A 23,954-nucleotide genomic window follows, 5' to 3' on the forward strand; every position below is an offset into this window, starting at 1 on the left:
GGACCCCGCTGCCGCCGCCAGAACCCGGCACCAGCGCCCCGGCACCCCCCGGCACCCTACCGCCGCCGGAAGCCGACACCAGGGCCCCGGCACCCCGCCAACCGGCCCCACGCCGCACCGGACAGGGACCCCGGCACCTCCCGGACACCCGCCCCGGACACCGGGACGGACACCCCGACAACCGGCCCCCACACACCACCGGCACGCCTTCCGGCACCTCCATTGGTCGCGGAAAGTTCGCCAGTGGGGATCCGGGCGGAGGCGTCGGCGGACCTCGCCGAAATGGAGCAGGCAGCGAGGCGTCCGCTCTCGGCGCAATTTCACCTGCGATCGGCGCCGATTCCAGTGATTTTCCCCAAAAAACGCCGAAAACACGCGGAATTTGCCACCTCGAAGGCGCCAAGCTGGTAAGTTTTCGAACAGTGGTTTGTACGCATGCCGTGTGCAGGCTCCAGAAATCATGACCGTCCAGGAGGACATAAATGGCTAAGAACCGTAGTGAACTTGTTGCAGAGGTAGCAGGCAAGGCCGGCACCAGCCAGGCAGCAGTCAACTCCGTGCTCGACGCACTGTTCGAGGTCTTCGAGACCTCTGTCGCCGCGGGCGAAAAGATCACCATCCCGGGTTGGCTCGCCGTCGAGCGCACCGACCGTGCAGCTCGCACCGGCCGCAACCCGCAGACCGGCGAGACCATCCAGATTGCCGCTGGCCACAGCGTCAAGCTGACCGCCGGCTCCAAGCTGAAGGCTGCAGTCGCCAAGAAGAAGTAGTCTTCTTCCCAGGCTTCAAAGGAGCGGCAACCCTCGGGTTGCCGCTCCTTTTGCGTCCCCCGGCCGTTTTGCGGGCCCGCTCCGCTCGGACCGGACCTCCGGCGCCGATTCGCTGCGCAGGGCGGCGTAGCGGACAATGGAGGTGTGCCTTCCGCAGCAAATCCCACGCCCACAACCTCAGCGCCCGTCCCCCCGGGGGACGCACGCGGCCCTGGTCCCGGTCCAGGCGGGGTTGGCCGGCCGTGGCTGATCGCAGGCCTTGGCGCGTTGTTCGTGGGACTGGCCGCGGCTCTCATCTTTTCCGGCGCTGCAGCCGCCCGCGAAGTCTCGGACCCGGGTGCGCTGGTGCGCTGGGGGCTGCCGGTGAGCAAGGCTGTCCACAACGTCGCCGTGGCCACCGTGATCGGCGGACTCATCTTCGCCGTCGGGATCCTGCCGATGAACAGGAACGGCACCCGGTCCAAGGACCGGGACGCCCCGGAGCACCCGGCCTTCAGCCGGGCGCTGGCCGTTGCCGCGGCGGCGGGCGCCGTCTGGACCCTCTCCGCTATAGCCGTGCTGGTGCTCGGCTATTCGGACATTGCAGGGCAGGGCCTATCCGGGGATCCGGAATTCACCCGCTCGCTCGTGTACTTCATGACGGATATCGAAACGGGACGCGCCTGGCTGGCTGTCGTGATCATCGCGGCCGTTGTCACCACCGCCCTTTTCGGCGTACGGTCCCGCGGAGGCCTGGCATTGACGCTGGTCCTTTCGCTGATCGGGCTGGTCCCCGCTGCGCTGATCGGACACTCCTCAAGCTCCAGTGACCACGAGGGCGCCATCAACTCGCTCGGCCTGCACCTGGTGGGCGTCTCGGCGTGGGTGGGCGGCATCATCATGCTGGCAGTGCTCTCGGGCGTGCTGGGCGGCGCAGGTGCCGGCAGCCGCAACTCAGGGGCCCCTTCCGGAACTGCGGACATCACCGAGCCAACCCTGCGCCGGTTCTCCTCCCTGGCGGGCTTCGCTTTCATCCTGGTCTTCGCCTCCGGCGTGATCAACACCAGCATCCGCCTCACCTCCTGGGCCGACCTCTTTGGATCGGCCTACGGGCAACTGATCCTCGCCAAGACGGCGGCGGTCCTGGTGCTCGGCGGCATCGGGTTCATGCACCGCCGCTGGGTCATCCCGCAGCTGGGCAACCGCGCCATGGGAAGCTCCGCCCGCCGTGTGCTGTGGCAGCTGGTGATCGTGGAGCTGCTCGTCATGGGAGTGACGTCCGGGATCGCCGTGGCGCTGGGCCGCTCTGCCCCGCCGCAGCCCACCACTTTCGCCCCCGACGCGTCGCCGGCCTTCATCCTCTCCGGCTACGAGCTGCCCCCGGAACTGACGCCGGAACGCTGGCTCACGGAGTGGCGGCTCGACTGGCTCTGGATCGCCGTCGCCATCTTTGGCCTCGCGGCCTATGCCCTCGGTGTCCGGAAGGTGCTGAAACGGGGAGACTCCTGGTCCTGGTTCCGGACCATCAACTGGGTGATCGGCCTCATGGTCCTCACCTACGTGACCTCGGGCCCGCCGTCGGTCTATGGCAGGGTCCTGTTCTCGGCGCACATGGTGGACCACATGGCCCTGACCATGGTGGCCCCCATCTTCCTGGTCCTCGGCGCCCCCGTGACGCTGGCGCTCCGGGCACTCACGCCGCGGCGCGACAGCTCCCGCGGACCACGCGAGTGGCTACTGATCTTCATCCACTCGAAGTTCTCGCAACTGGTGACCCACCCGCTGTTCGCCGCCGCCAACTTCGCCGGCTCGATCGTGCTCTTCTACTACTCGGACGCGTTCGGCTACGCGATGCGGGACCACGTGGGCCACGAACTGATGAACCTGCACTTCGCCCTCACCGGCTACATCTTCGTGCTCACCATGATCGGCACGGACCCGTTGCCGCGCCGCGCACCGTATCCCATGCGGCTGCTGATCCTGCTGGCCACCATGGGCTTCCACGCGTTCTTCGGCGTCGCCATCATGGGCGGCACCGGGCTGCTGGCCGCAGACTACTTCGGCAACCTGGGCCGGACGTGGGGAGTCAGTGCCCTGCTGGACCAGCAGATGGGCGGTGCCGTGGCTTGGGGCATCGGTGAAGTGCCAACCCTGCTGGTGGCGATCGGCGTCGCCGTCATGTGGTCCCGCTCCGACGCGCGGGAGTCCAAGCGCACCGACCGGGCGGCGGACAGGAATAACGACGCCGATCTCACTGCTTACAACGATATGTTTGCCAAGCTGGCCGAGCGCGACGCCAGGCTTGCCGAACGCAATTCAAAGCTGGAAGGACGCTCATGACCGAAACCGTACGCACCCACCTCCGGGTCCGGGCCTCCGAGCTTGTGGGCCGCAACTGGCTGAACACCGGCGGCAAATCCCTGGACCTCGAATCCCTGCGCGGCAAGATCGTCCTGCTGGATTTCTGGACGTTCTGCTGCATCAACTGCCTGCACGTCCTGGACGAACTCCGCCCGCTCGAGCAGGAGTACTCCGATGTCCTTGTGACCGTTGGCGTGCATTCGCCCAAATTCGAGCACGAAGCCGATCCCGTGGCGCTGGCCGCCGCCGTCGAACGCTACGAGATCCGCCACCCGGTCCTGGACGACCCGGAACTGGACACCTGGAAGGCCTACACGGCCCGGGCGTGGCCGACCCTGGTGGTCATCGATCCCGAGGGCTACATCGTGGCTCACCTCTCCGGCGAGGGCCACGCCGACGGCCTCGCGGTGCTCATCCCCGAACTCATCGCCGAGCATGAGGCCAAGGGCACCCTGCACCGCGGCGACGGCCCCTACGTGGCGCCGGAGCCGACGTCGGGCACGCTACGCTTCCCGGGCAAGGCTCTGTACCTTCCTGCCGGCCGTGGCGTCGGAAGCGCTGGGGACGGGTCGTGGCTGGTGACCGATACAGGCCACCACCGGCTCGTGGAGCTCTCCACCGACTTTGAGACGGTTCTGGCCACGTACGGCTCCGGCGACAAGGGCCACGCCGACGGCAACGCAGCCACCGCCAGGTTCAACGAACCGCAGGGCCTGGTGCTGCTGCCCGAGCACGTCGCAGCGGACACCGGCTACGACGTCGTGATTGCCGACTCCGTGAACCACCGGCTCCGCGGGCTGTCCCTCGCGGACGGAACCGTCCGGACACTTGCCGGCAACGGCGTGCAGCGGCTGCTGGAAACGGGCCCGGCCCGGGTGGACGAGGAAGGCGCAGCCTACGGTTCCCGGCTCGAGGCGGACCCGCTTGCGGTATCGCTGAGTTCCCCGTGGGATGTCGTCTGGTCCACCAAACTGAACGCCGTGGTGGTGGCGATGGCTGGCGTGCACCAGATCTTCAGTTTCGAACCCACCTCCGGCGCCGTGAAGATCATCGCTGGCAACGGCCTCGAAGGGCTCCTGGACGGCCCGGCCGCCGAAGCCTGGTTTGCCCAGTCCTCCGGCCTGGCCGAAGACGCCGACGGCAACATCTGGGTGGCTGACTCCGAGACCTCCGCCCTGCGCAAACTCGTCATTGAYGACGCCGGCACCATCACCGTCGAGTCGGCGGTAGGCAAGGGCCTGTTCGACTTCGGTTTCCGCGACGGCGCCGCCGCCGAAGCGCGGCTGCAGCACCCGCTCGGCGTGACGGTGCTTCCCGACGGCTCCGTGGCCATTGCCGACACCTACAACGGCGCAGTCCGCCGCTACGACCCCGCAACTGGCACGGTCTCCACACTGGCACGCGGGCTGTCCGAGCCCTCGGACGTGATTGTGGATCACACCCACGTTGCCGGGGCCGAACCGCTGCTGGTGGTGGTCGAGGCCAACAAGCACCAGCTCGTCTACGTGCCCATCCCGAAGGAAGCCCAGCAGGTGGACGAGGGCGCCGCCCAGACCCACCGGCCCAAGAGCCCTGTGGCGCCCGGGCTGCTCGAACTGGCCGTGCGCTTCACGGCGCCCACCGGACAGAAACTGGACGACCGCTGGGGCGATCCCACTCAGCTGAAGATCTCCTCCACCCCGCCCGAACTGCTGGTCTCCGGCGGCGGGACGTCCGTGGGTCTCCTGCGCACCCTGGAACTTTCCTCCGACGTTCCCGAGGGCGTCCTGCACATCACCGCCCGCGCGGCGGCGTGCGACGGCCCCGAAGACGCCGACGGCGAGATCCCGGACCACGCTGCCTGCCACCTGTACCAGCAGGACTGGGGAATCCCCGTCCTCCTGCAGGCCGACGGCGACACCGAGCTGGTCCTGGACCTGCGCGGAATGGACTGAGCCGCAACACCTGGCCGCTGCGCCAAGGCTGATCAAAAGGCTGCTGTCTGTGACCTCGCGTCACGGACAGCAGCCTTTTGGCTTTCTTCGGGCTGTGACGACGCGGAATCCCGCGGCCCGGCGCCGGCGGGGGCTTCAAAAAGACTGCCCGGCGTGACACGGGATTATCCACATACGGCCGCCGGACGGGGGCGCGCCTGCTTCGACGGGCGAATCATGGGTCAATGGATGTCCCTACGGCCTTGACCATCTGCGGGGGAGCGGCCCGGCGGCCCGCCCTGGCCCGGTTGGGCGTCGACGACGCCGCGCTGCGGCGGGCGGTGAGGGCCGGCGTCGTGCAACCATCGCGCGGACTGTATGCGCTTCCGACGGCGGACCCCGACTATGTTGCGCTGCTCCAGCGCAGGCAGCTGCTCACGTGTGTGAGCGCCGCGCCGTTCTACGGGCTGTGGGCGTTGGAGCGGCCCGGGCCCGGGCATGTGTACCACCGGCGCGGGGGTGCGGCAGGCGGGGAGCCGGGGCACGGCAGACTGCTGTTCGCCCCGGATCCGCACCGGCCGGTTGCGGCCCTGGGTGATGTCCTCATCCATGCGCTGAGGTGCCTGCCGTTCCGCGAGTCCCCGGTGATGGTGGAGTGCGCGGTCGGCAGGGGGGATATGACGCTGGACTTCCTGGGACGGCGACTGCCCGGGACGCGCAATGGCCGGGCCCGGGAGGTCCTGAATTGGGTGGACCGCGGCGCGGAATCGCTGCTCGAAACCCTGGCGCGAACCTATTTCCGGCAAGCCGGTATCCGCGTGGAAGCGCAGGTGCACATCGGCGGCGTCGGCTCCCTTGATTTGCTGCTTGAGGGCAGGCTGATAGTGGAGCTCGACGGACGCCATCACGGCGAATGGGCTCAGGTGAAGAAAGACCAGCGCCGCAACAACCGCTCCGTGGTCTGAGGATTTGTGGTGCTCCGCTACTACTATGCGGACGTGGTGCACAACCCGGCGGACATGGTGGCGGAGGTCCTCGCTGTCCTTGCCGGCGTCACGGCGCCCGGGTAGGCGTCACGGCCGGCAGGTTTTCTGGCACCGAGCGAGAAGGAATCCGCGGATTTGCCGGGGAGCCGGGCCAGCGAGGGGTTCAAAGTCTGCCCTGCGTGACAGGAAGGGGCCCGGCGCCGGGAATCAGCCAGGGTTCCGGGAGTTAGCCGGGGGCCTAGTAGTTCAGCTGCGGGGTGAGCTTGACGGTGTCGCCGTCGATGTCCAGGCGGGTGGTGAAGCTGAAATCGTGGACACTGTCGATGTCGGATACGGCGCCCGAGAACAGGTCCACCTGGCGGCCCTGGATCCGGGCCTTGCCGTCCAAGGGGGACACGACCCAGCGGCCGCCGAACGGCTCGATGCTGACGGTGGGGTAGTCCGTGATGCTCCAGTGGATGGTCCCGTCGATCACCCGGTTGTTCGTGGCGTGATAGAACGGGCAGTCGGGCTGCAGCTTCTGCTGCTTGTCGGCCTCCTGGGCGCAGGAGTCCAGGAAGTCCTTGACCTTGCCGCTCACGGCGTCCTTGAGGGCGCCGGTGGCCTCAGTCAGCAGGTTCAGCGAGGCCGGGTGCGCTTCCTCTCCGGCGACGGTGGCCCGGGTGGGCGGGGCTGAGAAGTACTGGCCGTTCAGAGAGGCCTCGTACTCGCCGGGGTAAAAGACCGCGAAGGAGTTGCGGCCGTTGGGCATGTTCACCGGAACGCCGTTGACGGTTGCCTCGCTGGAGTTGACCACCGTGACGTCCAGGACGGGCAGCGCAGCGGGGACGAAAGACCATTTGTGGAAGAACAGCCACTCGGTGCCGGAACGCTCCAGCAGGAACTCGGTCCGCAGCCGGCTGCCATCGATGGTGTAGTCCATGGGCACCATCACCCGGTTGGCGCCGCGCTCTTCGGCGTCGCCGAGCTTGACGTCGGAGATGCGGGAGGCCGCGGTTTGCAGGGCGGTTCCGTCGAGCATCGCCGGGTTGCTGTCCGGCACGGAGGCGCGCAGCAGGCCCAGGGCTTTTTCGCCCTCGCCTTTTTGCAGGGCGCTGAGATATTCGCGGACGGGCTGCTGCGGCCCGGCAATGGAGTCGTTCACCAGGTTGATCGACACAATGGCTCCGGCCACGGCAAGCATCAGTCCCAGCAGCCACGCTGCTGCGATTTTGACCAAGGCCTGACTCATCTGCACGATTCTTACGTTACCTGCACCCCACAGGAATCTCCGTGTCAAGGACCGCCTCTGTGACGCGGACCATGCCGGCCGCCGGCCGATTAGAAGGCCCCGGACCTCCGGCGGGCCGCAACAGCAGTCATCCGCTAGCGGCGGCGGCGCTTCGAGGAAGTGCCAAAGACGCCGCGCAGCAGTTCCCGGCCGAGTTGGGTCCCCAGCGAGCGGGCCATGCTCTGGAGGCCGCCGCCCAGGGCCCCCGCGAGGTCGCCGCCGAAGCCGCCGCCTGTGGGCTGTGCCGGCCGGGGGGCACGCCGCTCGGGCGCCTCCCCGTATTCGGGCGGCATCCCTGGTGCCGGCGCAGGACTGCTGCTGGTTCGGCTGCTGGGACGGCCGAGGACTTCTTCCTCGATCCGTCGGGCTTCGGCGTCGATGGCGTTCGGGTCCAGTCCGCCGGCGGTGGCCCCTCCCTGGGTCCCGGCACCCGCACCGGCGCCCTGCTGAGCGGTCCCGGCGGCCGGCCCGGTGGGGGCGGCGCCCTTCCCGGTGATCTTCTCGTACGCCGAGATGTTGTCGACGGCGGTGCCGTACTTGGGCAGGAGGGCGGAGGCAGCGACCGTGCTGGAAATCAGGGCATCGGTGCTGGGACCCATGACGGACTCCGGGGCGCGGAGCCGGGTCAGGGCCACGGGCGTCGGCGCGCCCTTTTCGTTCAAGACTGTGATGACGGCCTCGCCGATGCCGGCGGTGGTGAGGGTCTCCTCGAGGTCGTAGTCGCTGGTGGGAAAGGTGGAGACGGTGGCCTTGAGTGCCTTGGCGTCCTCCGGGGTGTAGGCGCGGAGTGCGTGCTGCACCCGGTTTGCCAGCTGGCCCAGGACGTCCGCGGGGACATCCTTGGGGGTCTGTGTCACGAAAAAGATCCCGACGCCCTTGGACCGGATGAGCCGGACGGTAGTGGTGATGGCGTCGAGAAAGGCCTTCGAAGCGCCGTTGAACAGCAGGTGCGCCTCATCCAGGAAGAACACGAGCTTGGGCTTGTCGAGGTCTCCGGCCTCAGGCAGGTCCTCGAAGAGATCTGCGAGCAGCCACATGAGGAATGTCGAGAACAGCATCGGCTTGGTCTGCAGGGTGGGCAATTCCAGGCAGCTCACCACGCCGCGGCCGTCAGGTGCGGTCCGCAGCAGTTCGGCGGTGTTGAACTCGGGTTCGCCGAAGAACTTCTCCATGCCCTGCGCCTCGAGGTTGATCAGTTCGCGCAGGATCACGCCGGCGGTGGCCTTCGAGAGGCCGCCGAGTTCCTCGAGCGCGTCCTTGCCCTCGGCCGAGGTCAGGAACTGGATCACCGCACGCAGGTCCTTGAGGTCGATCAGCTCCAGGTTGTTCTTGTCCGCGAAATGGAAGACCAGCTGCAGGCTGGATTCCTGGGTCTCGTTCAGGTCCATGACCCGGGAGAGCAGGATGGGGCCGAAGGAAGTGATGCTGGCGCGGACGGGTATGCCCTGTCCGTCGCCGCCGAGGGCCAGGAACTCCACCGGGAAGGTCTTCCCCGACCATGCCTGGCCGATGCTCTCAGTGCGTGCCAGGAGCTTCTCGCTGCCTGTGGCGGCGGTGGCCAGCCCGGAGAGGTCGCCCTTTATGTCGGCCAGGAACACGGGCACGCCCGCCGTGGAAAGCTGTTCGGCCATCATGTGGAGCGTGACTGTCTTGCCGGTGCCCGTTGCCCCGGCCACAAGGCCGTGCCGGTTCATCATCGCGAGCGGCAGCCGGACGGGCGCGTCCTTGTGGAGTTCGCCGTCTACGATTGCCGCCCCGAGCTCGATCGTCGGGCCGTCCAGGGTGTAGCCCTTCTGGATCGTGGCGACTTTATCTGCAGTGGATTTGATGGCCATGCGGTTAGCTTAGCCGGGTCCGGGGTTCCCAGACCCGGCTCAGGCCGGCCTATTCGGCGGTGGCGAGTTGTGTGACCGTGTCGGCGGCGCACCGGCGCCGTGACAGAATTACGCCACCGATTTGCTTTTCTTGCTTTAGACTGTGGCATGCCCAACTCGCTCCCTCGCATCGTACTGGCCTTTGTCGTAACCCTCTGCCTTGTCTTCCTGGGTGGAGGCGCTGCCTCGGCCGCCACGGCCACCTCCCCGGGACCGGGCATCGACGTGTCCTGGCCGCAGTGCGGCAAGACGCTGCCTAAGCAGCCCGCTTTCGCGGTCGTCGGCGTCAACTACGGCCTGGCCAACAACACGAACCCGTGCCTGGCAAGCCAGCTGGCCTGGGCGAACACAGCGAAGTCTCCAGCAGCGACGTCGCAGCCGCGGGTGGCCCTGTACGTCAATACGGCCAACCCCGGCCTGAAGGGGTCCTGGTGGCCCAAATCGAACACCTACAACGGGGTGAAGGTGACCAACCCCTACGGCAACTGCGCCTTGGGGTCGTTCAAAGCTTGCTCCTACATGTACGGGTGGGCCAAGGCGTCCGACGACGCCAGGCGCCGCGGCGTCAGCAACCCTCAGACCTACCTCTGGTGGCTGGATGTGGAAACGGAAAACACCTGGCAGGCAGACAAGGCAGCCAACGTCGCCGTCCTCGAAGGCATGACCGCCTATTTCAAGCGGATCGGAGCCCGCGTGGGTCTCTACTCGACTGCCTACCAGTGGGGGAGGATCGCCGGAGCCGTGAAGTTCACCAGCCCGCTGGCAGGACTGCCGAGCTGGCTTGCGGGAGCGGGATCGGCGGCCGGCGCCAAGAAGAACTGCGCCCTTCCCGGACTGACCCCGGGCAGCCGTGTGTCGATGACGCAGTACATTTCCGGCGGCCTCGATTACAACTACTCATGCAGCTGACCCGCTGATTCACTGATCTGCGAAGTACGTAGCAGGCAGGCAGGTAGCAGGAGGCGTGCGGCCGGCCGCAGGCTGGCCGTACCGGGCAAGAAACATGCGCAGAAACATGTGCAGAAATATCCCGGGGGCCGCCGTCGTTGATGCCAGTGTGCCCGCTCCGGAAGCCCGGTGCCGCCAGGACCGCAGTTCCCAACTCCGGCCCGCACACTGCTCCGCTACGAAAGGCCGGCTTTTCCGTGACTGTTCCGCTTTCCATCCTTGACCTCGCAACCATCGGCCCGGGCCAGACAGCGGCGGAGAGCTTCGCTGGCAGCGTGGCCATGGCGCAGCTCGCCGAGGATCGGGGCTACCGGCGGATCTGGTACGCCGAGCACCACAACATGTCCGCGATCGCCTCCTCCGCCACGAGTGTGCTGATCGCCCACGTCGCGGCCCACACCTCCAGCATTCGACTCGGCGCCGGCGGCGTGATGCTGCCCAACCACTCGCCGCTGACCATCGCGGAACAGTTCGGTACCCTCGAAACCCTGCACCCGGGCAGGATCGACCTCGGGCTGGGCCGGGCCCCGGGCAGCGACCAGAACACCATGCGGGCCCTGCGCCGCGATCCGATGTCGGCTGAGAGCTTCCCGCAGGACGTGCTGGAGCTCCAGGGCTACCTGACCGGACCCACCCGCATCCAGGGCGTCGAGGCGACCCCGGGCAAGGGCACGAACGTCCCGCTGTACATCCTGGGTTCGTCCCTGTTCGGCGCCAGGCTGGCAGCCCAGCTGGGCCTGCCCTACGCTTTCGCCTCCCATTTCGCGCCCAATGCGCTGCAGGACGCGGTTGCCACGTACCGCCGCGAATTCCGGCCCTCCGCGCAGCTCGACGTCCCGCACGTGATCGCCGGCGTCAACGTCATCGCCGCGGACTCCGCCGCTGAAGCCCAGGCCATGTTCCAGGCCACCAAACGGGCCAGGGTCTCACTGTTCTTCGGCAATGGACGCGTGTTCAGCGACGACGAGGCGGACATGATCCTGGACTCGCCCCAGGGCCAGCACATGGCGCAGATGATGAAGTACTCCGCGGTGGGCACTCCCGATGCCGTGCTGGCGTACCTCGAGGAGTTCACGGAGCACGCCGACGCCGACGAGCTGATCGTGGCCCATCAGAGCACCGGCACCGGGACCCGTCTCCGTTCCGTGGAGCTTCTGGCCGACGCCGCCCGGCTCGTCCGGGCGTAACGGCCCAACAGCCGAACGCCTGACGGCGCCGTCCCTGGCTACAGTTCCCGGCGGGCGCCCTCCGACGCGGTGACGGGGAAGATGTGCGGGGCCGTGTACCCCGCCTGGGCGAAGTCGCGGGCAATGCCCTCGGCCACCGTCCCGGCGTCGCCGTTCCGGACCAGTGCCAGGGCCGCGCCGCCGAAACCGCCGCCGGTCATGCGCGCGCCGATCGCACCCAGCTCCTGGGCGCTCGACACTGCGAGGTCGAGTTCGGCGGTGGAAATCTCGAAGTCCTCGCGCATGGACACGTGCGATTCGTTGAGGAACGGGCCGATCGCGGCGGCGCCGGAAGTCCGCAGCGCCGCGACGGTGTCCAGTACCCGCTGGTTTTCCGTGATGACGTGGCGGACCCGGCGGTACGTCTGACCGTCGAGCTGTGCCGCTGCCCGCGGGAGGTCGTCCGGGCCCAGAGCCCGGAGGCTCCCGACGCCCAGGCGGCGGGCGCCGTCCTCGCAGGAACGACGGCGGCTGGCGTAGCCGCCGTCGGCATGGGAGTGGCTGGTCCTGGTGTCGATCACGAGGAGTCCCACCCCGGCGCCGGCGAACCCGAGGGCTACGCTCTCGGTCTTCAGGCTCTGGCAGTCGAGCAGGATGCCGTGATCCGGCTCGCCCAGGAGCGAGGCTGACTGGTCCATGATCCCGGTGGGCGCGCCGACCACCCTGTTCTCGGCCAGCTGGCCGATCCGGGCCAGATCCGGCCGGTCCAGCCCCAGCCCCCAGAGATCGCTCAAGGCCAGGGCCGCCGCGCATTCGACGGCGGCAGAGGAGGACAGCCCGGCGCCGGCCGGGACATCCGAGGTCAGCGCCAGGTCCATGCCGGAGAGCCCGGAGGCGCCGCCCGCCGCCGCCAGGGACATCGCCCAGGCCACGCCCAGCGGGTAGGCCGCCCAGCCGGTGAGGGCATCCGGGTCCACGTCATCGAGGTTCACCTCCACCATGCCGGGGAAGGAGCTGCTCGTGACCCGCAGCAGGCGGTCTTCCCGGGCGCGGGCCGCCACCGTGGTGCGCTTGTCGATGGCGATCGGAAACGCGAAGCCGTCGTTGTAATCCGTGTGCTCGCCGATCAGGTTGACCCGCCCGGGCGCCGACCACAACCCGTCCGGCGCGCCGCCGAACTGGCTGGCAAAGTACTCGCTTCCCAGCTGAAGGACCTTGTTCATGGCTGGGCGGCTTCCTGTTCTGTTGTTGGGGGTTCTGTGTCCCGGGGTCCGGGTGCTGGGAGTTCTGTTGCTGGGAGTTCGGGTTCGGGGAGGTCCGGGCTGAACGGCTCGAGACCTGCCGTTTCCATCGCCTCGCGCAGCCGGGCGGCGGCGGTTTCCGGCGGGATGTCCGCGATGAACGCACCCATTGCCGCCTCGGAACCGGCCAGATACTTGAGTTTGTCCTCCTCCCGGCGGGGCGAGGTCAGCTGCAGCATGAGCCGGATGTCTTCCCGGTGGGCATGGACGGGGGCCTGGTGCCATGCCGAAATATACGGGGTGGGAGTGTCGTAGAGGGCATCGACGCCGCGTAGGAGCCGGCTGTACAGCAAGGAGAACTCGTCGCGTTCCTGCTCCGTCGTGGCGGCAAGGTCCGGAACGTGCCGGTGCGGGAGGATGTGCACTTCCAGCGGCCAGCGGGCGGCAAACGGGACAAACGCCGTCCAGTGCTCGCCCTGAAGCAGCACCCGCTCGGATTTCTGTTCGAAGCTGAGGATATCCTCGAACAGCGGGCCGCCGTAGCTTTCGATCGTGCGGACCAGCTGGGCCGTGCGGGGTGTGATGTAGGGATAGGCGTAGATCTGACCGTGCGGGTGGTGCAGAGTCACGCCGATCGCTTCCCCGCGGTTCTCAAACGGAAAAACCTGTTCGACGCCGGGCAGCGCGGACAGCGCGGCGGTCCGGTCCGCCCACGCCTCCACCACTGTGCGCATCCGGGACAGCGGCAGCGCCGCCAGGGATCCGGTGTGTTCCGGCGAGAAGCACACCACCTCGCACCGGCCTACAGACTGCCGACTGCGCCCCAGCCCCACCAGGGCGAGGTCGTCCAGGCCGGCCGGCGCGTCGGCGGCGCCCGCCAGATCCGGTCCGAAGGACGGGGACTTGTTTTCGAAGACGGCGACGTCATAGGGGCTCGGAATTTCCGAGGGATTCTCCGGCGAGGCCGGGGCCAGCGGGTCCAGATGCGAGGGGGGAAGGACCACCCTATTCTGCCGGGCGGCCGCGATCGAAATCCACTCCCCGGTCAGGACGTCCTGGCGCATGGTCGCCGTGGGCGGACGGACCGCCGGCTCGCGGAGATCGTCCCCGCGTTCCGGGGTCAGGACGGTATCGGCATCATCGAAGTAGATGATGTCCCGGCCGTCGGAGAGCTTGTAGGAGCGTTTCGTAATCTGGCCCATTGTCAGGAGCTCCTCACGGGGTGGCCGACGGATGCGGCTGGATCGGCGGCATTGGCACGGCGGACGGACAGGAGCTGCCCGTGTTCCGGGTTCAGGATAGGCATGGGGAGACCGGACTCCGCCAGGAAACGTCCGGTCGCCTCGATGCCGCCGGAAAGCCATGCCGGGGGCACCGCCTGCAGGAACGCCCGCTTGTCCCCGGCCGCGGGGTACACCGCGTCCACCCGGTACGTGGCTTCCGGCAGCAGTCCAGGCAGGCAGATCCGTCCCGGAACCTCGGCGAACGACGTCGCCACGGACACCAGCGCGTAGAGGGCCTCGCCGCCGTCGTGGGACACAACGCCGTGAAGCCGGAGCGCCGGGTCGGGCTCGTCGGCGCGGACCATCCGCCCGCTGTGCAGCAGGGGACGGTACTGCTTGAACAGTGCGATCGCCCCGGCAAGTTCGGTGCGCTCGGAGTCCGTGAGGTGCCGGACATCCCATTCCAGCCCGAAGTGGCCGAACATCGCTGTAATTGCCCGGAAGGAGAGATCGTGCGTTCGCGCGGTCGTGTGGCTCGTGGTGGGGCCGATGTGCGATCCGACGAGCTCCGGCGGCACCACCACGCCGGTCCAGCGCTGGATGGTCTGCCGTTCCAGGGCGTCGTTGCAGTCCGAGCCCCAGACCCGGTCGGTGCGTTCGAGGATACCGAGATCCACCCGGGCGCCCCCGGAGGAGCAGCTTTCAATCTCGACATCCGGGTGGGCCAGGCGGAGCTCGTCGAGGAGCCGGTAGACGGCCTGCGTCTGGGCATGCACGGAAGAGCGTCCGTCGTGCCCCATCTCGGTCAGGTCCCGGTTCTGGTCCCATTTGAGGTAGCTGATCCGGTTTTCGCTCAACAGGGCATCCAGCCTGTCGAAGATGTACTGCCAGGCCTCCGGGTTGACTAGGTCAAGGACCTGCTGGTGCCGCCACTGCATGGGCAGCCTGCCCCCGCCGGTCGCGGGCGCCGGTCCGGCGATCCAGTCCGGGTGGGCGCGGGCCAGGTCCGAGTCTTCGTTGACCATTTCGGGTTCGACCCAGAGCCCGAATTCCATGCCGTGGCCGGTGACCGCATCGATCAGCGGGCTCAGGCCCCCGGGCCACAGTTCCTCGTCGACGTACCAGTCGCCGAGGCCCGCCCGGTCGTTGCGCCGGCCGCGGAACCAGCCGTCGTCCAGGACATAGCGTTCCACGCCGAGCCGGGCTGCCGATGCTGCGAGTTCGAGCAGCACCGGCATCCGGTGGTCGAAATACACCGCCTCCCAGACGTTGAGCACCACCGGACGTGCCTTGCCGGTCCGCATACCGGGGTGGTGCGGGCGCCCGCGGAACCAGGAGTAGAACGCGTCGCTGATGCCGTCCAGCCCCGCGGCGGAGTACGCCGCGAACAACCACGGCGTCTCGTAGCTGGCGTTCGGGGCCAGGCTGATCTCGCCGGAACCGAGCAGTTCCGAGGCGCCCATCACGGTCCGGCCGTCCGCAGTGGCGTCAACGAAGCTCTCGTGGTTGCCACTCCAGCCCAGGTGCACGGCCCAGACCTGCCCGTGGCGGTTGCCGAATCCGGGGGTGCCGGCCGCCAGCAGGAGCGAGGCGTCATGGCCAGTGCGGCCGTGCCGGCCCGAACGGACCCACGTGCCTTGGCGCAGCGGCAGGCGCTGCGGGTGGGACTCCCGGCACCAGCGGCCGGTCAGGTCCAGGATTTCCGTGGCGGCGCGGCCCAGCGGCAGCACAGCCGCGAGTTCGTCCAGGCTGTACCGTTCAGCGCCGTCGTTCTCGAGCCGGTGCCTGAGCTGGAGCAGGCCGCCGTGGTTGATCCTGATCTCCGTGCGGACGGTGACACCGGCGTCGGGGTCGGCCTGGGTGATGACGGCAGAGCACTGTTCCCCTTCGGTGCGTTCCACAGCAACAACGCGCAGGCGGGCCGAGAATGCCTGGCCGTTCCGGTGCCCGCGGAGGCCGGGCCGCCCGCGCCAGCCGGAGGATGCCTGCGGGATCAGTCCCAGCGTGACAGGGACGTCGTGGGCGGAGCGCGGCACGGCGTCGCCCAGCAGTGAAAGGTCCGGCAGGGCCGGGCCGAGGTCGGCGCCGAAGTGCAGCATGGCGGCCTCGCCGGTGCTGAAGTCAATGAGCAGGGATGTTCCGGAGCGGCGCAGGTGCAACGGCTCCAGATCCGACGACGTCAGGGCCGGGGAACCGAGGGCGCGGGTCTCGGCGGCAAGAGTGAGGTCCGGGTTGTTCACGGCAGCTCCAGGCGTAGTAGTTGAGGGCGGGCGGGGGCCGTGCGGGGTCAGCCTGCGGCTGCTGCGGGGGTGGCTGCGGCTCGATCAAGAGCGCCGTGCGGGTCGTCGCTGGTGCGGGCCAGACGGAGCCTTCCGACGCGCTCGCCGAGGATGCGCCGGGCCTCGCTGCCGAGGAGGTCATCGCTGATGAGTTCGTCAGCGTCCTCCAGGCTGGCGATGGTGCTGATGCCCAGGGTCCCCCACTTCGTGTGGTCGGCCAGCACCACAACGCGGCGGGCCGCGGTGACGAAAGCCCGGTCCGTTTCGGCTTCGAGCACGTTTGGAGTGGTGAACCCGGCGTCGGCGTCAACACCGTGGACGCCGAGGAACAGCACGTCCAGGTGCAGCTGCTTGAGCGAGGACGTGGCCAGCGGCCCCACGAGGGCATCGGAGGGGGTACGCTCGCCGCCAGTGAGGATCACCGTGGACGCGGACGAGCTCTGATGGAAGACATCCGCGATCCGGACCGAGTTGGTGACCACCGTGATCCGCGGCCCGGCGGACAGCAGCTGCGCCAGCGCCCACGTGGTGGTGCCGGCGCTGAGTCCCACCGCCATGCCCTCGCGCACCTGGGCGGCCGCCTCCTGCGCAATCGCCATTTTCTCGTCCTTGAGCTGGGTCACCTTCAGCTCGAAGCCTGGCTCGTGGGTTCCGGCCCCGCCAGGCAGCTTTGCCCCACCATGGATCTTCTCCACGGAGCCCGCCGCGTCGAGGGACTCGATGTCCCGCCGCACGGTCATCAGCGAGACACCGAGCATCTTGGCGAGGTCCGCGACGCGGACGATCCGCTCACGCTGGACCTCTGCGAGGATGGCTGAATGACGGGCTGCGGCTAGCATGTGGAGTCCTTACTGGCTTGAGTGGTTTGGAAGGCTTGACTGGTTTGATCTGCCGGCGGACGTGGTGACCAGTTGGGCGGCCCGTGAACGGACGACGGCGACACCTCCGGCCGGGAGGCCGAGCCCGCCGTCGAGCTCGGCGCCTGTGAGCAGGTCGACGCCGTCCAGCGGCAGCCGGACCTCGTGCGCCCCGTGGTTGATGCAGAACGTCCAGTCGGTCCCGTCCTTGCTGCGCCGGGCGACTTCGACATTGTCCGGCATTTCCGGCACGAGCGGCTGCACCGCGGCGTCGGCGCAAATAAGGGTCAGCAGTTCGCCCATGCCCTCCGGCGCGAGCGTCGTGGCGACGTAGTAGGCGCGGCCGGTGCCGGCGCGGTTGCGGGTCACGGCGGGAGAACCGGCGGCCGGCCCCTCGTCCACGGCCGCAAGGACCTCGGCGGTGGTAGCCCGTCCCAGCTCGTTCCAGCACGTGCCCGCCCCGAAGCCGCTGAGCCGGACGCTTTCGCCGCCGCGCAACGGAAAGAACTCTTCCATCCGGACGCCGAGCAGTCCGCTGAACGCGCCGGGGTAGCTGCCAAGCCTGATGTGGTCATTTTCGTCCACGATACCGGAGAAGTAGGTCACCACGAGGTGGCCGCCGGAGCGCACATACGCGTCCAGATTCGCGGCACCGGCATCGCTGATGAGGTACTGCATCGGGGCGACGACGAGCCGGTAGCCGGAGAGGTCCTCGGTGCTCTGGCGGAAGTCGGTGGGGATCCCGGCGCGGTAGAAGGCATCATGCCAGCGCCGGGTTTCGGCGATGTTGGAGGCGTCCACGCTCGGGTGCGAGTCCAGCTCCGAGGCCCAGCGGGCATCGGTGTCGTGGAGGATGGCGACGTCCACCCGGCCGGACGCGCCCGTGACCACCGAGCCGCTGACTTCCGCCAGGCTGCGCAGCGCTTGCCCCAGCTGGACCACTTCGCGCCACACCTTGGTGTCCGTGCCGGCATGCGGGAGCAGCCCGGAGTGGAATTTCTCGGCGCCCGCGCGGGAGGCCCTCCACTGGAAGAAGAGCGCGCCGTCGGCACCGCGGGCAACATGCTGCAGGGAATTGCGCAGCATCTCGCCGGGCGCTTTGGCGACGTTGCGGGGCTGCCAGTTCACGGCGGAGGTGGAATGCTCCATGAGCAGCCACGGCTTGCCCTTGGCCCAGCCGCGGGTGAGGTCCGCGGTCGCCGCCAGTTCCTGGAAGTTCCGGGAGTCCTCGGCGATGAGGTAGTGGTCGTTGGAGACCACGTCCATCTCCTCGGACCAGCGCCAGTAGTCCACGGGCTGGTGCAGGCCCATGTTGAACCCCATGAAGTTGGTGGTCACGGGGTGACTCGAGTGCGAGCGGATGATCGCGGCCTCGGCCTTGTAGCATTCGAGCAGCTCGTCGGAGGAGTAGCGGGCAAAGTCCAGCTGCTGGGTCGGGTTGACCCAGGTCCCGGAGGTGCGCGGCGGCAGGATCTGCTCCCAGGCCGAGTAGCGCTGGGACCAGAAGGCCGTGCCCCAGGCGGCGTTGAGCGCCTCGAGGCTGCCGTACCGGCGTTCGAGCCAGCGCCGGAAGCCGGCGGCGGCGCCGTCGGAGAAGTCCGGCTGGTTGTGGCAGCCGTACTCGTTGTGGACGTGCCACATCACGACGGCGGGATGGTCTTTGTACCGGACCGCGATCTGCTCGGTCAGCGCCGCGGCGGCCCGGCGGTATTCTGCGCTCGAGGCCGCGAAGGCCTGCCGCGAACCGTAGCTGTGCCGCACGCCGTCGGCCGTCACCGGCAGGGACTCGGGGTACTTGTGGCTGAACCAGGGCGGCGGCGATGCCGTGGCGTTCGCCAGGTCCACCCGTATGCCGTTCGCGTGCAGCAGGTCCAGGACCCGGTCCAGCCAGCCGAACTCGTACACGCCCTCGGACGGCTCCAGCAGCGACCAGCTGAAGATGCCCACGCTGACCAGGTTGACGCCGGCCTCGCGCATCAGCGCGACGTCCTCCTCCCAGGTCTCCTCGGGCCATTGTTCCGGGTTGTAGTCTCCGCCGAAGGCCAGCATCGGGGCGCCGTCGGCACCGAGGCGGGCGGTGATGTAGTCCATGGCGTTGTTGGGGTTGGAGCTGTTGTCCACGTTTATCCTTTGCTGGAGCCGAGGGTCAGGCCCGCCACGAAATGGCGCTGCAGGAGCAGGTAGATGATCAGGGCCGGAACAGCCGTGATCATGGCGCCGGCGGCGATCAGGTTGTAGTTGGAGAGGAACTGGCCCTGGAGGTTGTTGATGGCGGTGGTCACCGGAAGACGGTCACCGCTCTGGATGAACAGCAGGGGCCAGAAGAAGTCGTTGTAAATGAAGATCACCTCGAGCGTGCCCATGGCGGCCAGCGCCGGGCGGCACAGCGGCAGGATGATGTCCCAGTACTGGCGCCAGACTCCGGCACCGTCCACCAGGGCCGCCTCCGTCAGTTCGGGGGACAGGGCCTTCATGTAGTTCGAGAGCACGAAGGTCACGAAGCCGATCTGGAAGGCCGTGTCCACGGCGATGACGCTGATATAGGTGTTGAGCAGGTTCCCGGAGTCGCTGAAGGCGTACGGCAGCTCGAAGTGCTTGAACATTTCAAACAGCGGCGCCGCGAGCACCTGAGGGGGCAGCAGGTTTCCGGCCGTGAACATGATCAGCAGGGTGATGTTGAACTTCCAGCTCACCCTACTCACGGCGAACGCCATCATGGAGGCGAAGAACAGGATCAGGAACACGGACGGGACGGTGATCAGCACGGAGTTCCAGAACAGCTTGGCAAACCCGCCCTGCGTCCAGGCCTGGGTGAAGTTGTCGAAGTTGAAGGCCCCGCCGGTGCTGAAGTAGCCGTACTTGTCCGTGTCCGCCTTGGGCCGCAGGGCGGTGAAAATGGCCCAGCCCAGGGGGACCAGCCAGATCGCCGCCATGACGGTGAGGAAGATGTGGGTGCCGTAGTGCCGCTTGCCCTGCTTGTTCTTGGCCGGACGGCCGGGGCCGGTCCTGCCCGCGCCCGAGCTGCGCTGCCGGGCGTCCGGCGGGGTGCCTGCGGCGGCGTCGGTGGGATGGGCGATGCTCATGCCTCTTTGTCCTTTCCGAACGCGCGGGAGAGGTAGAACGTGATGGGGATCAGCGAGATGACCAGCAGGATGACGGCCAGCGCGGAGCCGATGCCGATCACCTGGCCCTCGCCCACCAGGTTCTGGATGACCAGGGCGCTGATGAGTTCCAGGCCGTTGGTGCCGCGGTTGATCACGTAGACGATGTCGAAGGCCCGGAGGGATTCGATGACGGTGATGACGATGATGATGACGTTGACCGGGCGCATGGCCGGGAAGATCACCCGGAAGAAGGTCTGCACCGCGTTGGCACCGTCAATCTGGGCCGCCTCGCGCAGGGTCGGGTCCACTCCCTTGAGCCCGGCCAAGTACAGGATCATGACGTAGCCGGCGTGCCGCCAGGTGGCGGCGAAGAGGGCAGCCCAGATATTGACGCTGGAGTCCCCGAACCAGTCGACGGCCTGCGGTGTCCCGGCCGTGCCGAGGACGAAGTTCAACAGGCCGCTGTCACGGTTGTAGAACAGCTGCCAGATGATCCCGATCAGGGCCAGGGACAGCATCACCGGGGCGAAGAAGATGCTCTGGTAGATCCTGGTGCCGCGGATGTTCTGGTCCAGGAGCACGGCCAGCAGCAGCCCCAGCGGGGTGGCCACAAGTGCCAGGAATGCCAGCCACAGCACGTTGTGCTGCACGGCCGGCCAAAACGGCGGGTAGTCCTGGGCGACGAACTGGTAGTTCTCGACGCCGGCGGGTTTGATGTCGGTCAGCTCCAGCCCGTTCCAGCGGGTGAAGGACAGCCCGACCGACATGAGCGTGGGGATCCAGACCAACACGAGCTGGATCAGCGTGGGGACGCCCACCATCAAGCCGAGCACCACTTTGTCGCGGCGGGACAGCCGCCGAACCCGCCGCGCGGGGGCGGCGACTGCTTTGCGCCCCCGCGCGGACGGACTGGTAGAGACACTCATGGAGATTCCTTGCCTTGGGACATGCAGGGTGAAATACGGTTGAAATGCGGGCGGATACGGCGCTACTGCGCGGCGTACAGGGACTTGGCCTGGGCTTCCAGGTTCTTCACATCCACGTTGCCGTCCTTGATGAAGGACTGCAGGGCCGGGATCATCACGTTGTTGGCCATGGCTGGCAGGGCATCGCGGTCGAAGAACTGGCTGATGTTCTTGGCGCCGCTGATGGCCTCGGCCAGTTTCTTGTTCAGGGGAGTGAACTTGGAGGTATCCGCGCCCTTGGCGGTGGCGATGTTGGACGAGTCAACGGAGGCGTACACGTCCTGCCCCTCGGGAGTGCCGACGTAGGCCAGGAAGTCCCGGGCGGCCTGGTTCTGGCCGCCCTTCTTGGAGAGCAGGAGGCCGTCGATCGGTGCCTCGATGGCGTCCTGGCCTTCCACCGCGACCTCGGGGAACGGGAAGAAATCGATGTCGTCGGCGATTGCCTTGTCCGTGTACTGCTGGGTGAGGAAGGATCCGAGCAGGTACATGCCGGACTTCTTGTCCGCGAGGGACTTCGCCGAGTCCTGCCACGTCATGCCGAGGGCGTTCGGGTTCTGGTAGGGAAGCAGGGCTTTCCAGGTGTCAAAGACATCGCTGACCTTCTTCTGGTCCCAGCTTTCCCGGTGGGCGGTCAGGTCCATGTGGAACTGGTAGCCGTTCAGGCGCATGTTCAGGTAGTCGAAGGTGCCCATGGCGGGCCAGCCGTCCTTGTCCGCGAACTCAATCGGGATCAGGCCGTCGGCCTTCATCTTGGTGGCGAGGGCCTTCAGCTCATCGAACGTCGTCGGGACGGTGTAGCCCTTTTCCGCCCAGAGGCTCTTCCGGTAGAAGAAGCCCCAGGGGTAGTTGTAGTTCGGGATCAGGTACATCTTGCCGTCGGCGCCCGTGGACGCCTTCTTCAGGGCGTCCGAGTAATTTCCGCCGACCTTTTCCCAGACATCGTCGATCGGGGCCAGCAGCCCCTTGCCGGCGTAGTACTGCATGCGGTAGCCGGCGAACCACGTGAACGAATCGTCCGGGCTGCCCTGGAGGTAGGTGTTGATCTTGTTCTGGAAGTCGTTGTGCGCCACCACGTTGGTGGTGACGGCGACGCCGGACTTCTTCTGGAAAGCATCGGTCACCGCCTTGTAGGCGGCCTTGGGGACCTCGTCCGAGGATCCTGAGCCGAAGGTGGCCGTGTTGGATCCGCTGCTGGCAGGGGCGCTGCCGCCCGTGCAGGCTGTGAGCAGCGGAATGCCGGCCATCGCGACTGCTCCGGCGCCGAATGTCTTCAGCAGCGTCCTCCGGTCCCACCCGCCTTGGCTGGAGGCCCGAAGCAGTGCGTCTTCATGCATGGTCATAATTTCTCCTTTGAAATAACGCGGATGGCGTGAAGCAGCTCACATAATTAGCAATCATAATCGCACAATAAAGAACGTCAAGTAGCAAAAAAGAACATTGCCGCTTGTCCGTTGACTTAGTGCTGACCCGCTCTTAGCGTTAAGCCCCTCAGGGTGCCGACGTGGTCCGCCGGCCGGCGGTGGTGCCCGGATCCGCGGATACATGGCGAAAACCCAGGTGCACCCATGAAGATCAAGGCCACAGCCGCCGCCACGCTGCTCATCCTGCTGTTCCTGGGGGGACTGCTCGGCGGCGCCTCCGCGCCGGCGTCGGCCGAGGGGGCCACCTATTACGTGAGCGCGGACGGCAGCGACGCCAACGACGGGACATCGCCCCAGACCGCCTGGGAAACCATCGACAAGGTCAACGCGACCATACTGCGGCCCGGGGACTCGGTCAGCTTCCGCCGCGGCGACGTCTTCTCCGGGGGCCTGGTGGTCGGCAACAGCGGCGCGGGCCGGCTCAGGATCACCCTGAATGCCTACGGAAGCGGCGATCCGCCCGCCGTCACCGGAGGGCTGGCGGGCACCTGCGTCAGGCTCGACGGCGACTACATCACCGTGGATGGCCTGCGGGCCGATTCGTGCGGCTATGCGGGGTTCAGTATCTACGGCGACCACGGATCCGTGCGGAACTCCGCAGCGAAGAACAATGCCGCGGGGATCAAGGTGAGCGAGGGTTCCGACTTCGGCACCTATGCCAACAACACCCTGGCGGATAACAACATTATGAACGTCAACACCCCGGGGGCGGGGTGCGGCACCGCGACCGCCGTGCAGTGCAACGATGATTCGGGCGCCTTCGGCTTCCTGATCAACGGCAGTGACAACGAGTTCTCCGGCAACACCATCACCGGCTCCACCGCCTTGTCCTACGACTTCGGCCACGACGGCAGCGCGTTCGAGATCTTCAACGGCAACCGGAACAGGATCCACCACAACGTGGCGGTGGACAACAACGTCTTCTCCGAGCTGGGGCGCGGACCCGGCGGAACCGCGGACGGCAACACCTACAGCTACAACCTGGTCCGGTCCACCTGCGGCCCCAACTGTTCCCAGGCCATGGGCCTGATCGCGCGCGGCAGGACGTCGTCTTTCGGCCCGACCAACGGCACCACCTTTGAATACAACACCGTCTGGCTGGACGGACCGGACACCCAGGCCGTCGTCTGCCACGCCTCATGCCCGTCCTCGACCGTCATTCGGGGGAACATCCTCGTCGCGGTCCGCAATGCCCTGTGGATGGACGGCACCGGCTGGACCGAGGGGCAGAATGTCCTCAACGGCCCCACTAACATCGTGCCCAGCGCCACCTCCACCACTGATCCGGCCGAGTTTGTGAATGCCCCCGCCGATCTCCACCTTTCCAGCACGAGTCCGGCCATCGACCGTGCCGGGAACAGCCCCTTCCCCGCGGATCTGGACGGCCGGCCGGCCAACCAGAAGGGCGACTGCCAGGGCGGCGGCGCGGCCGATGCGGGCACCTACGAGTACAGGCCGCCCGGCTGCTGAATCGCCTGCGCCGGGGGGGCTCCGGTGGCGTGAGGCGGGTGCGGCCGCGGGCCCATCCTTGACAAACAACAACTGAACCGGTTTAGTAGTAGAAATCACTTAACCGGTTCAGTGCAGGAAGCTGCCT

General features: G+C 67.6%; 17 protein-coding genes. 7 read left to right on the forward strand and 10 right to left on the reverse strand.

What is annotated here, in order from left to right; translation table 11 throughout:
• Positions 1–482: 482 nt before the first annotated feature.
• From AB4089_RS20885 to AB4089_RS20900, 4 genes are all read left to right on the forward strand, one after another.
• Positions 483–770 carry an HU family DNA-binding protein gene (locus tag AB4089_RS20885; protein ID WP_011776355.1) on the forward strand — a complete coding sequence of 96 codons (288 nt, stop codon included), beginning with the start codon at positions 483–485 and terminating at the stop codon, positions 768–770.
• A 144-nt stretch (positions 771–914) separates the two neighbouring features.
• A complete protein-coding gene (locus AB4089_RS20890) occupies positions 915–3,089 on the forward strand; it encodes a cytochrome c oxidase assembly protein (RefSeq protein ID WP_441411189.1) in 2,175 nt (724 codons plus the stop codon).
• A complete protein-coding gene (locus AB4089_RS20895; protein WP_441411190.1) occupies positions 3,086–5,044 on the forward strand; it encodes an NHL domain-containing thioredoxin family protein in 1,959 nt (652 codons plus the stop codon). Before AB4089_RS20890 ends, AB4089_RS20895 begins: the two co-directional genes overlap by 4 nt.
• Before the next feature lie 224 nt (positions 5,045–5,268).
• Positions 5,269–5,988 (forward strand): hypothetical protein, encoded by a 720-nt coding sequence (locus AB4089_RS20900; protein ID WP_441411191.1) that lies wholly within the window; start codon positions 5,269–5,271, stop codon positions 5,986–5,988.
• Positions 5,989–6,247: 259 nt separating this feature from the next.
• Here AB4089_RS20900 and AB4089_RS20905 read toward each other — a convergent pair whose 3' ends face one another.
• Together AB4089_RS20905 and AB4089_RS20910 are read right to left on the reverse strand one after the other, a co-directional pair.
• Positions 6,248–7,240: a hypothetical protein gene (locus AB4089_RS20905; RefSeq protein WP_441411192.1), complete on the reverse strand. Its 993-nt coding sequence runs from the start codon at positions 7,238–7,240 to the stop codon at positions 6,248–6,250.
• A 134-nt stretch (positions 7,241–7,374) separates the two neighbouring features.
• Positions 7,375–9,114: a helicase HerA-like domain-containing protein gene (locus tag AB4089_RS20910; RefSeq protein WP_441411193.1), complete on the reverse strand. Its 1,740-nt coding sequence runs from the start codon at positions 9,112–9,114 to the stop codon at positions 7,375–7,377.
• Between the two features lie 147 nt (positions 9,115–9,261).
• Here AB4089_RS20910 and AB4089_RS20915 point away from each other — a divergent pair, with 147 nt between their 5' ends.
• Together AB4089_RS20915 and AB4089_RS20920 are read left to right on the forward strand one after the other, a co-directional pair.
• A complete protein-coding gene (locus AB4089_RS20915) occupies positions 9,262–10,062 on the forward strand; it encodes a hypothetical protein (protein ID WP_441411194.1) in 801 nt (266 codons plus the stop codon).
• A 236-nt stretch (positions 10,063–10,298) separates the two neighbouring features.
• Positions 10,299–11,288, forward strand: coding sequence for an LLM class flavin-dependent oxidoreductase (locus tag AB4089_RS20920; RefSeq protein ID WP_441411195.1), 990 nt, complete (start codon positions 10,299–10,301; stop codon positions 11,286–11,288).
• A 38-nt stretch (positions 11,289–11,326) separates the two neighbouring features.
• On the opposite strand, the gene galK is transcribed toward AB4089_RS20920, so the two are convergent.
• The 8 genes from galK to AB4089_RS20960 all read right to left on the reverse strand — a co-directional run bounded on the left by galK (position 11,327) and on the right by AB4089_RS20960 (position 22,276).
• The gene (galK, locus tag AB4089_RS20925) at positions 11,327–12,490 is read right to left on the reverse strand and encodes a galactokinase (protein WP_441411196.1); all 1,164 of its coding nucleotides are present in this window, start codon (positions 12,488–12,490) and stop codon (positions 11,327–11,329) included.
• Positions 12,487–13,710 carry a galactose-1-phosphate uridylyltransferase gene (gene galT, locus AB4089_RS20930; protein ID WP_441411197.1) on the reverse strand — a complete coding sequence of 408 codons (1,224 nt, stop codon included), beginning with the start codon at positions 13,708–13,710 and terminating at the stop codon, positions 12,487–12,489. The genes galK and galT overlap by 4 nt, the downstream gene beginning before the upstream one ends.
• A 2-nt stretch (positions 13,711–13,712) precedes the next feature.
• Positions 13,713–15,899 carry an alpha-galactosidase gene (locus AB4089_RS20935; protein ID WP_441411223.1) on the reverse strand — a complete coding sequence of 729 codons (2,187 nt, stop codon included), beginning with the start codon at positions 15,897–15,899 and terminating at the stop codon, positions 13,713–13,715.
• Between the two features lie 119 nt (positions 15,900–16,018).
• A complete protein-coding gene (locus AB4089_RS20940) occupies positions 16,019–16,849 on the reverse strand; it encodes a DeoR/GlpR family DNA-binding transcription regulator (RefSeq protein WP_441411198.1) in 831 nt (276 codons plus the stop codon).
• 9 nt (positions 16,850–16,858) lie between these two features.
• Positions 16,859–18,988, reverse strand: a complete 2,130-nt coding sequence (locus AB4089_RS20945) for a beta-galactosidase (protein ID WP_441411199.1) — start codon at positions 18,986–18,988, stop codon at positions 16,859–16,861.
• 2 nt (positions 18,989–18,990) lie between these two features.
• Complete coding sequence (locus tag AB4089_RS20950; RefSeq protein ID WP_441411200.1) at positions 18,991–19,950, reverse strand: carbohydrate ABC transporter permease; 960 nt, start codon at positions 19,948–19,950, stop codon at positions 18,991–18,993.
• Positions 19,947–20,897 carry a carbohydrate ABC transporter permease gene (locus tag AB4089_RS20955; RefSeq protein WP_441411201.1) on the reverse strand — a complete coding sequence of 317 codons (951 nt, stop codon included), beginning with the start codon at positions 20,895–20,897 and terminating at the stop codon, positions 19,947–19,949. The genes AB4089_RS20950 and AB4089_RS20955 overlap by 4 nt, the downstream gene beginning before the upstream one ends.
• Before the next feature lie 62 nt (positions 20,898–20,959).
• The gene (locus AB4089_RS20960) at positions 20,960–22,276 is read right to left on the reverse strand and encodes an ABC transporter substrate-binding protein (RefSeq protein ID WP_441411202.1); all 1,317 of its coding nucleotides are present in this window, start codon (positions 22,274–22,276) and stop codon (positions 20,960–20,962) included.
• Between the two features lie 225 nt (positions 22,277–22,501).
• Here AB4089_RS20960 and AB4089_RS20965 point away from each other — a divergent pair, with 225 nt between their 5' ends.
• Positions 22,502–23,827 (forward strand): hypothetical protein, encoded by a 1,326-nt coding sequence (locus AB4089_RS20965; RefSeq protein WP_441411203.1) that lies wholly within the window; start codon positions 22,502–22,504, stop codon positions 23,825–23,827.
• Positions 23,828–23,954 lie beyond the last annotated feature (127 nt).

This window comes from Arthrobacter sp. 2MCAF15 (genome assembly GCF_052115605.1).
Lineage (GTDB): Bacteria > Actinomycetota > Actinomycetes > Actinomycetales > Micrococcaceae > Arthrobacter.

Coding starts and splice junctions, on each gene's coding strand:
- AB4089_RS20885 (WP_011776355.1), top strand. CDS start 483: ATGGCTAAGAACCGTAGTGAACTTGTTGCAGAGGTAGCAGGCAAGGCC.
- AB4089_RS20900 (WP_441411191.1), top strand. CDS start 5,269: ATGGATGTCCCTACGGCCTTGACCATCTGCGGGGGAGCGGCCCGGCGG.
- AB4089_RS20905 (WP_441411192.1), bottom strand. CDS start 7,240: ATGAGTCAGGCCTTGGTCAAAATCGCAGCAGCGTGGCTGCTGGGACTG.
- AB4089_RS20910 (WP_441411193.1), bottom strand. CDS start 9,114: ATGGCCATCAAATCCACTGCAGATAAAGTCGCCACGATCCAGAAGGGC.
- AB4089_RS20915 (WP_441411194.1), top strand. CDS start 9,262: ATGCCCAACTCGCTCCCTCGCATCGTACTGGCCTTTGTCGTAACCCTC.
- galK (WP_441411196.1), bottom strand. CDS start 12,490: ATGAACAAGGTCCTTCAGCTGGGAAGCGAGTACTTTGCCAGCCAGTTC.
- galT (WP_441411197.1), bottom strand. CDS start 13,710: ATGGGCCAGATTACGAAACGCTCCTACAAGCTCTCCGACGGCCGGGAC.
- AB4089_RS20940 (WP_441411198.1), bottom strand. CDS start 16,849: ATGCTAGCCGCAGCCCGTCATTCAGCCATCCTCGCAGAGGTCCAGCGT.
- AB4089_RS20950 (WP_441411200.1), bottom strand. CDS start 19,950: ATGAGCATCGCCCATCCCACCGACGCCGCCGCAGGCACCCCGCCGGAC.
- AB4089_RS20955 (WP_441411201.1), bottom strand. CDS start 20,897: ATGAGTGTCTCTACCAGTCCGTCCGCGCGGGGGCGCAAAGCAGTCGCC.
- AB4089_RS20960 (WP_441411202.1), bottom strand. CDS start 22,276: ATGACCATGCATGAAGACGCACTGCTTCGGGCCTCCAGCCAAGGCGGG.
- AB4089_RS20965 (WP_441411203.1), top strand. CDS start 22,502: ATGAAGATCAAGGCCACAGCCGCCGCCACGCTGCTCATCCTGCTGTTC.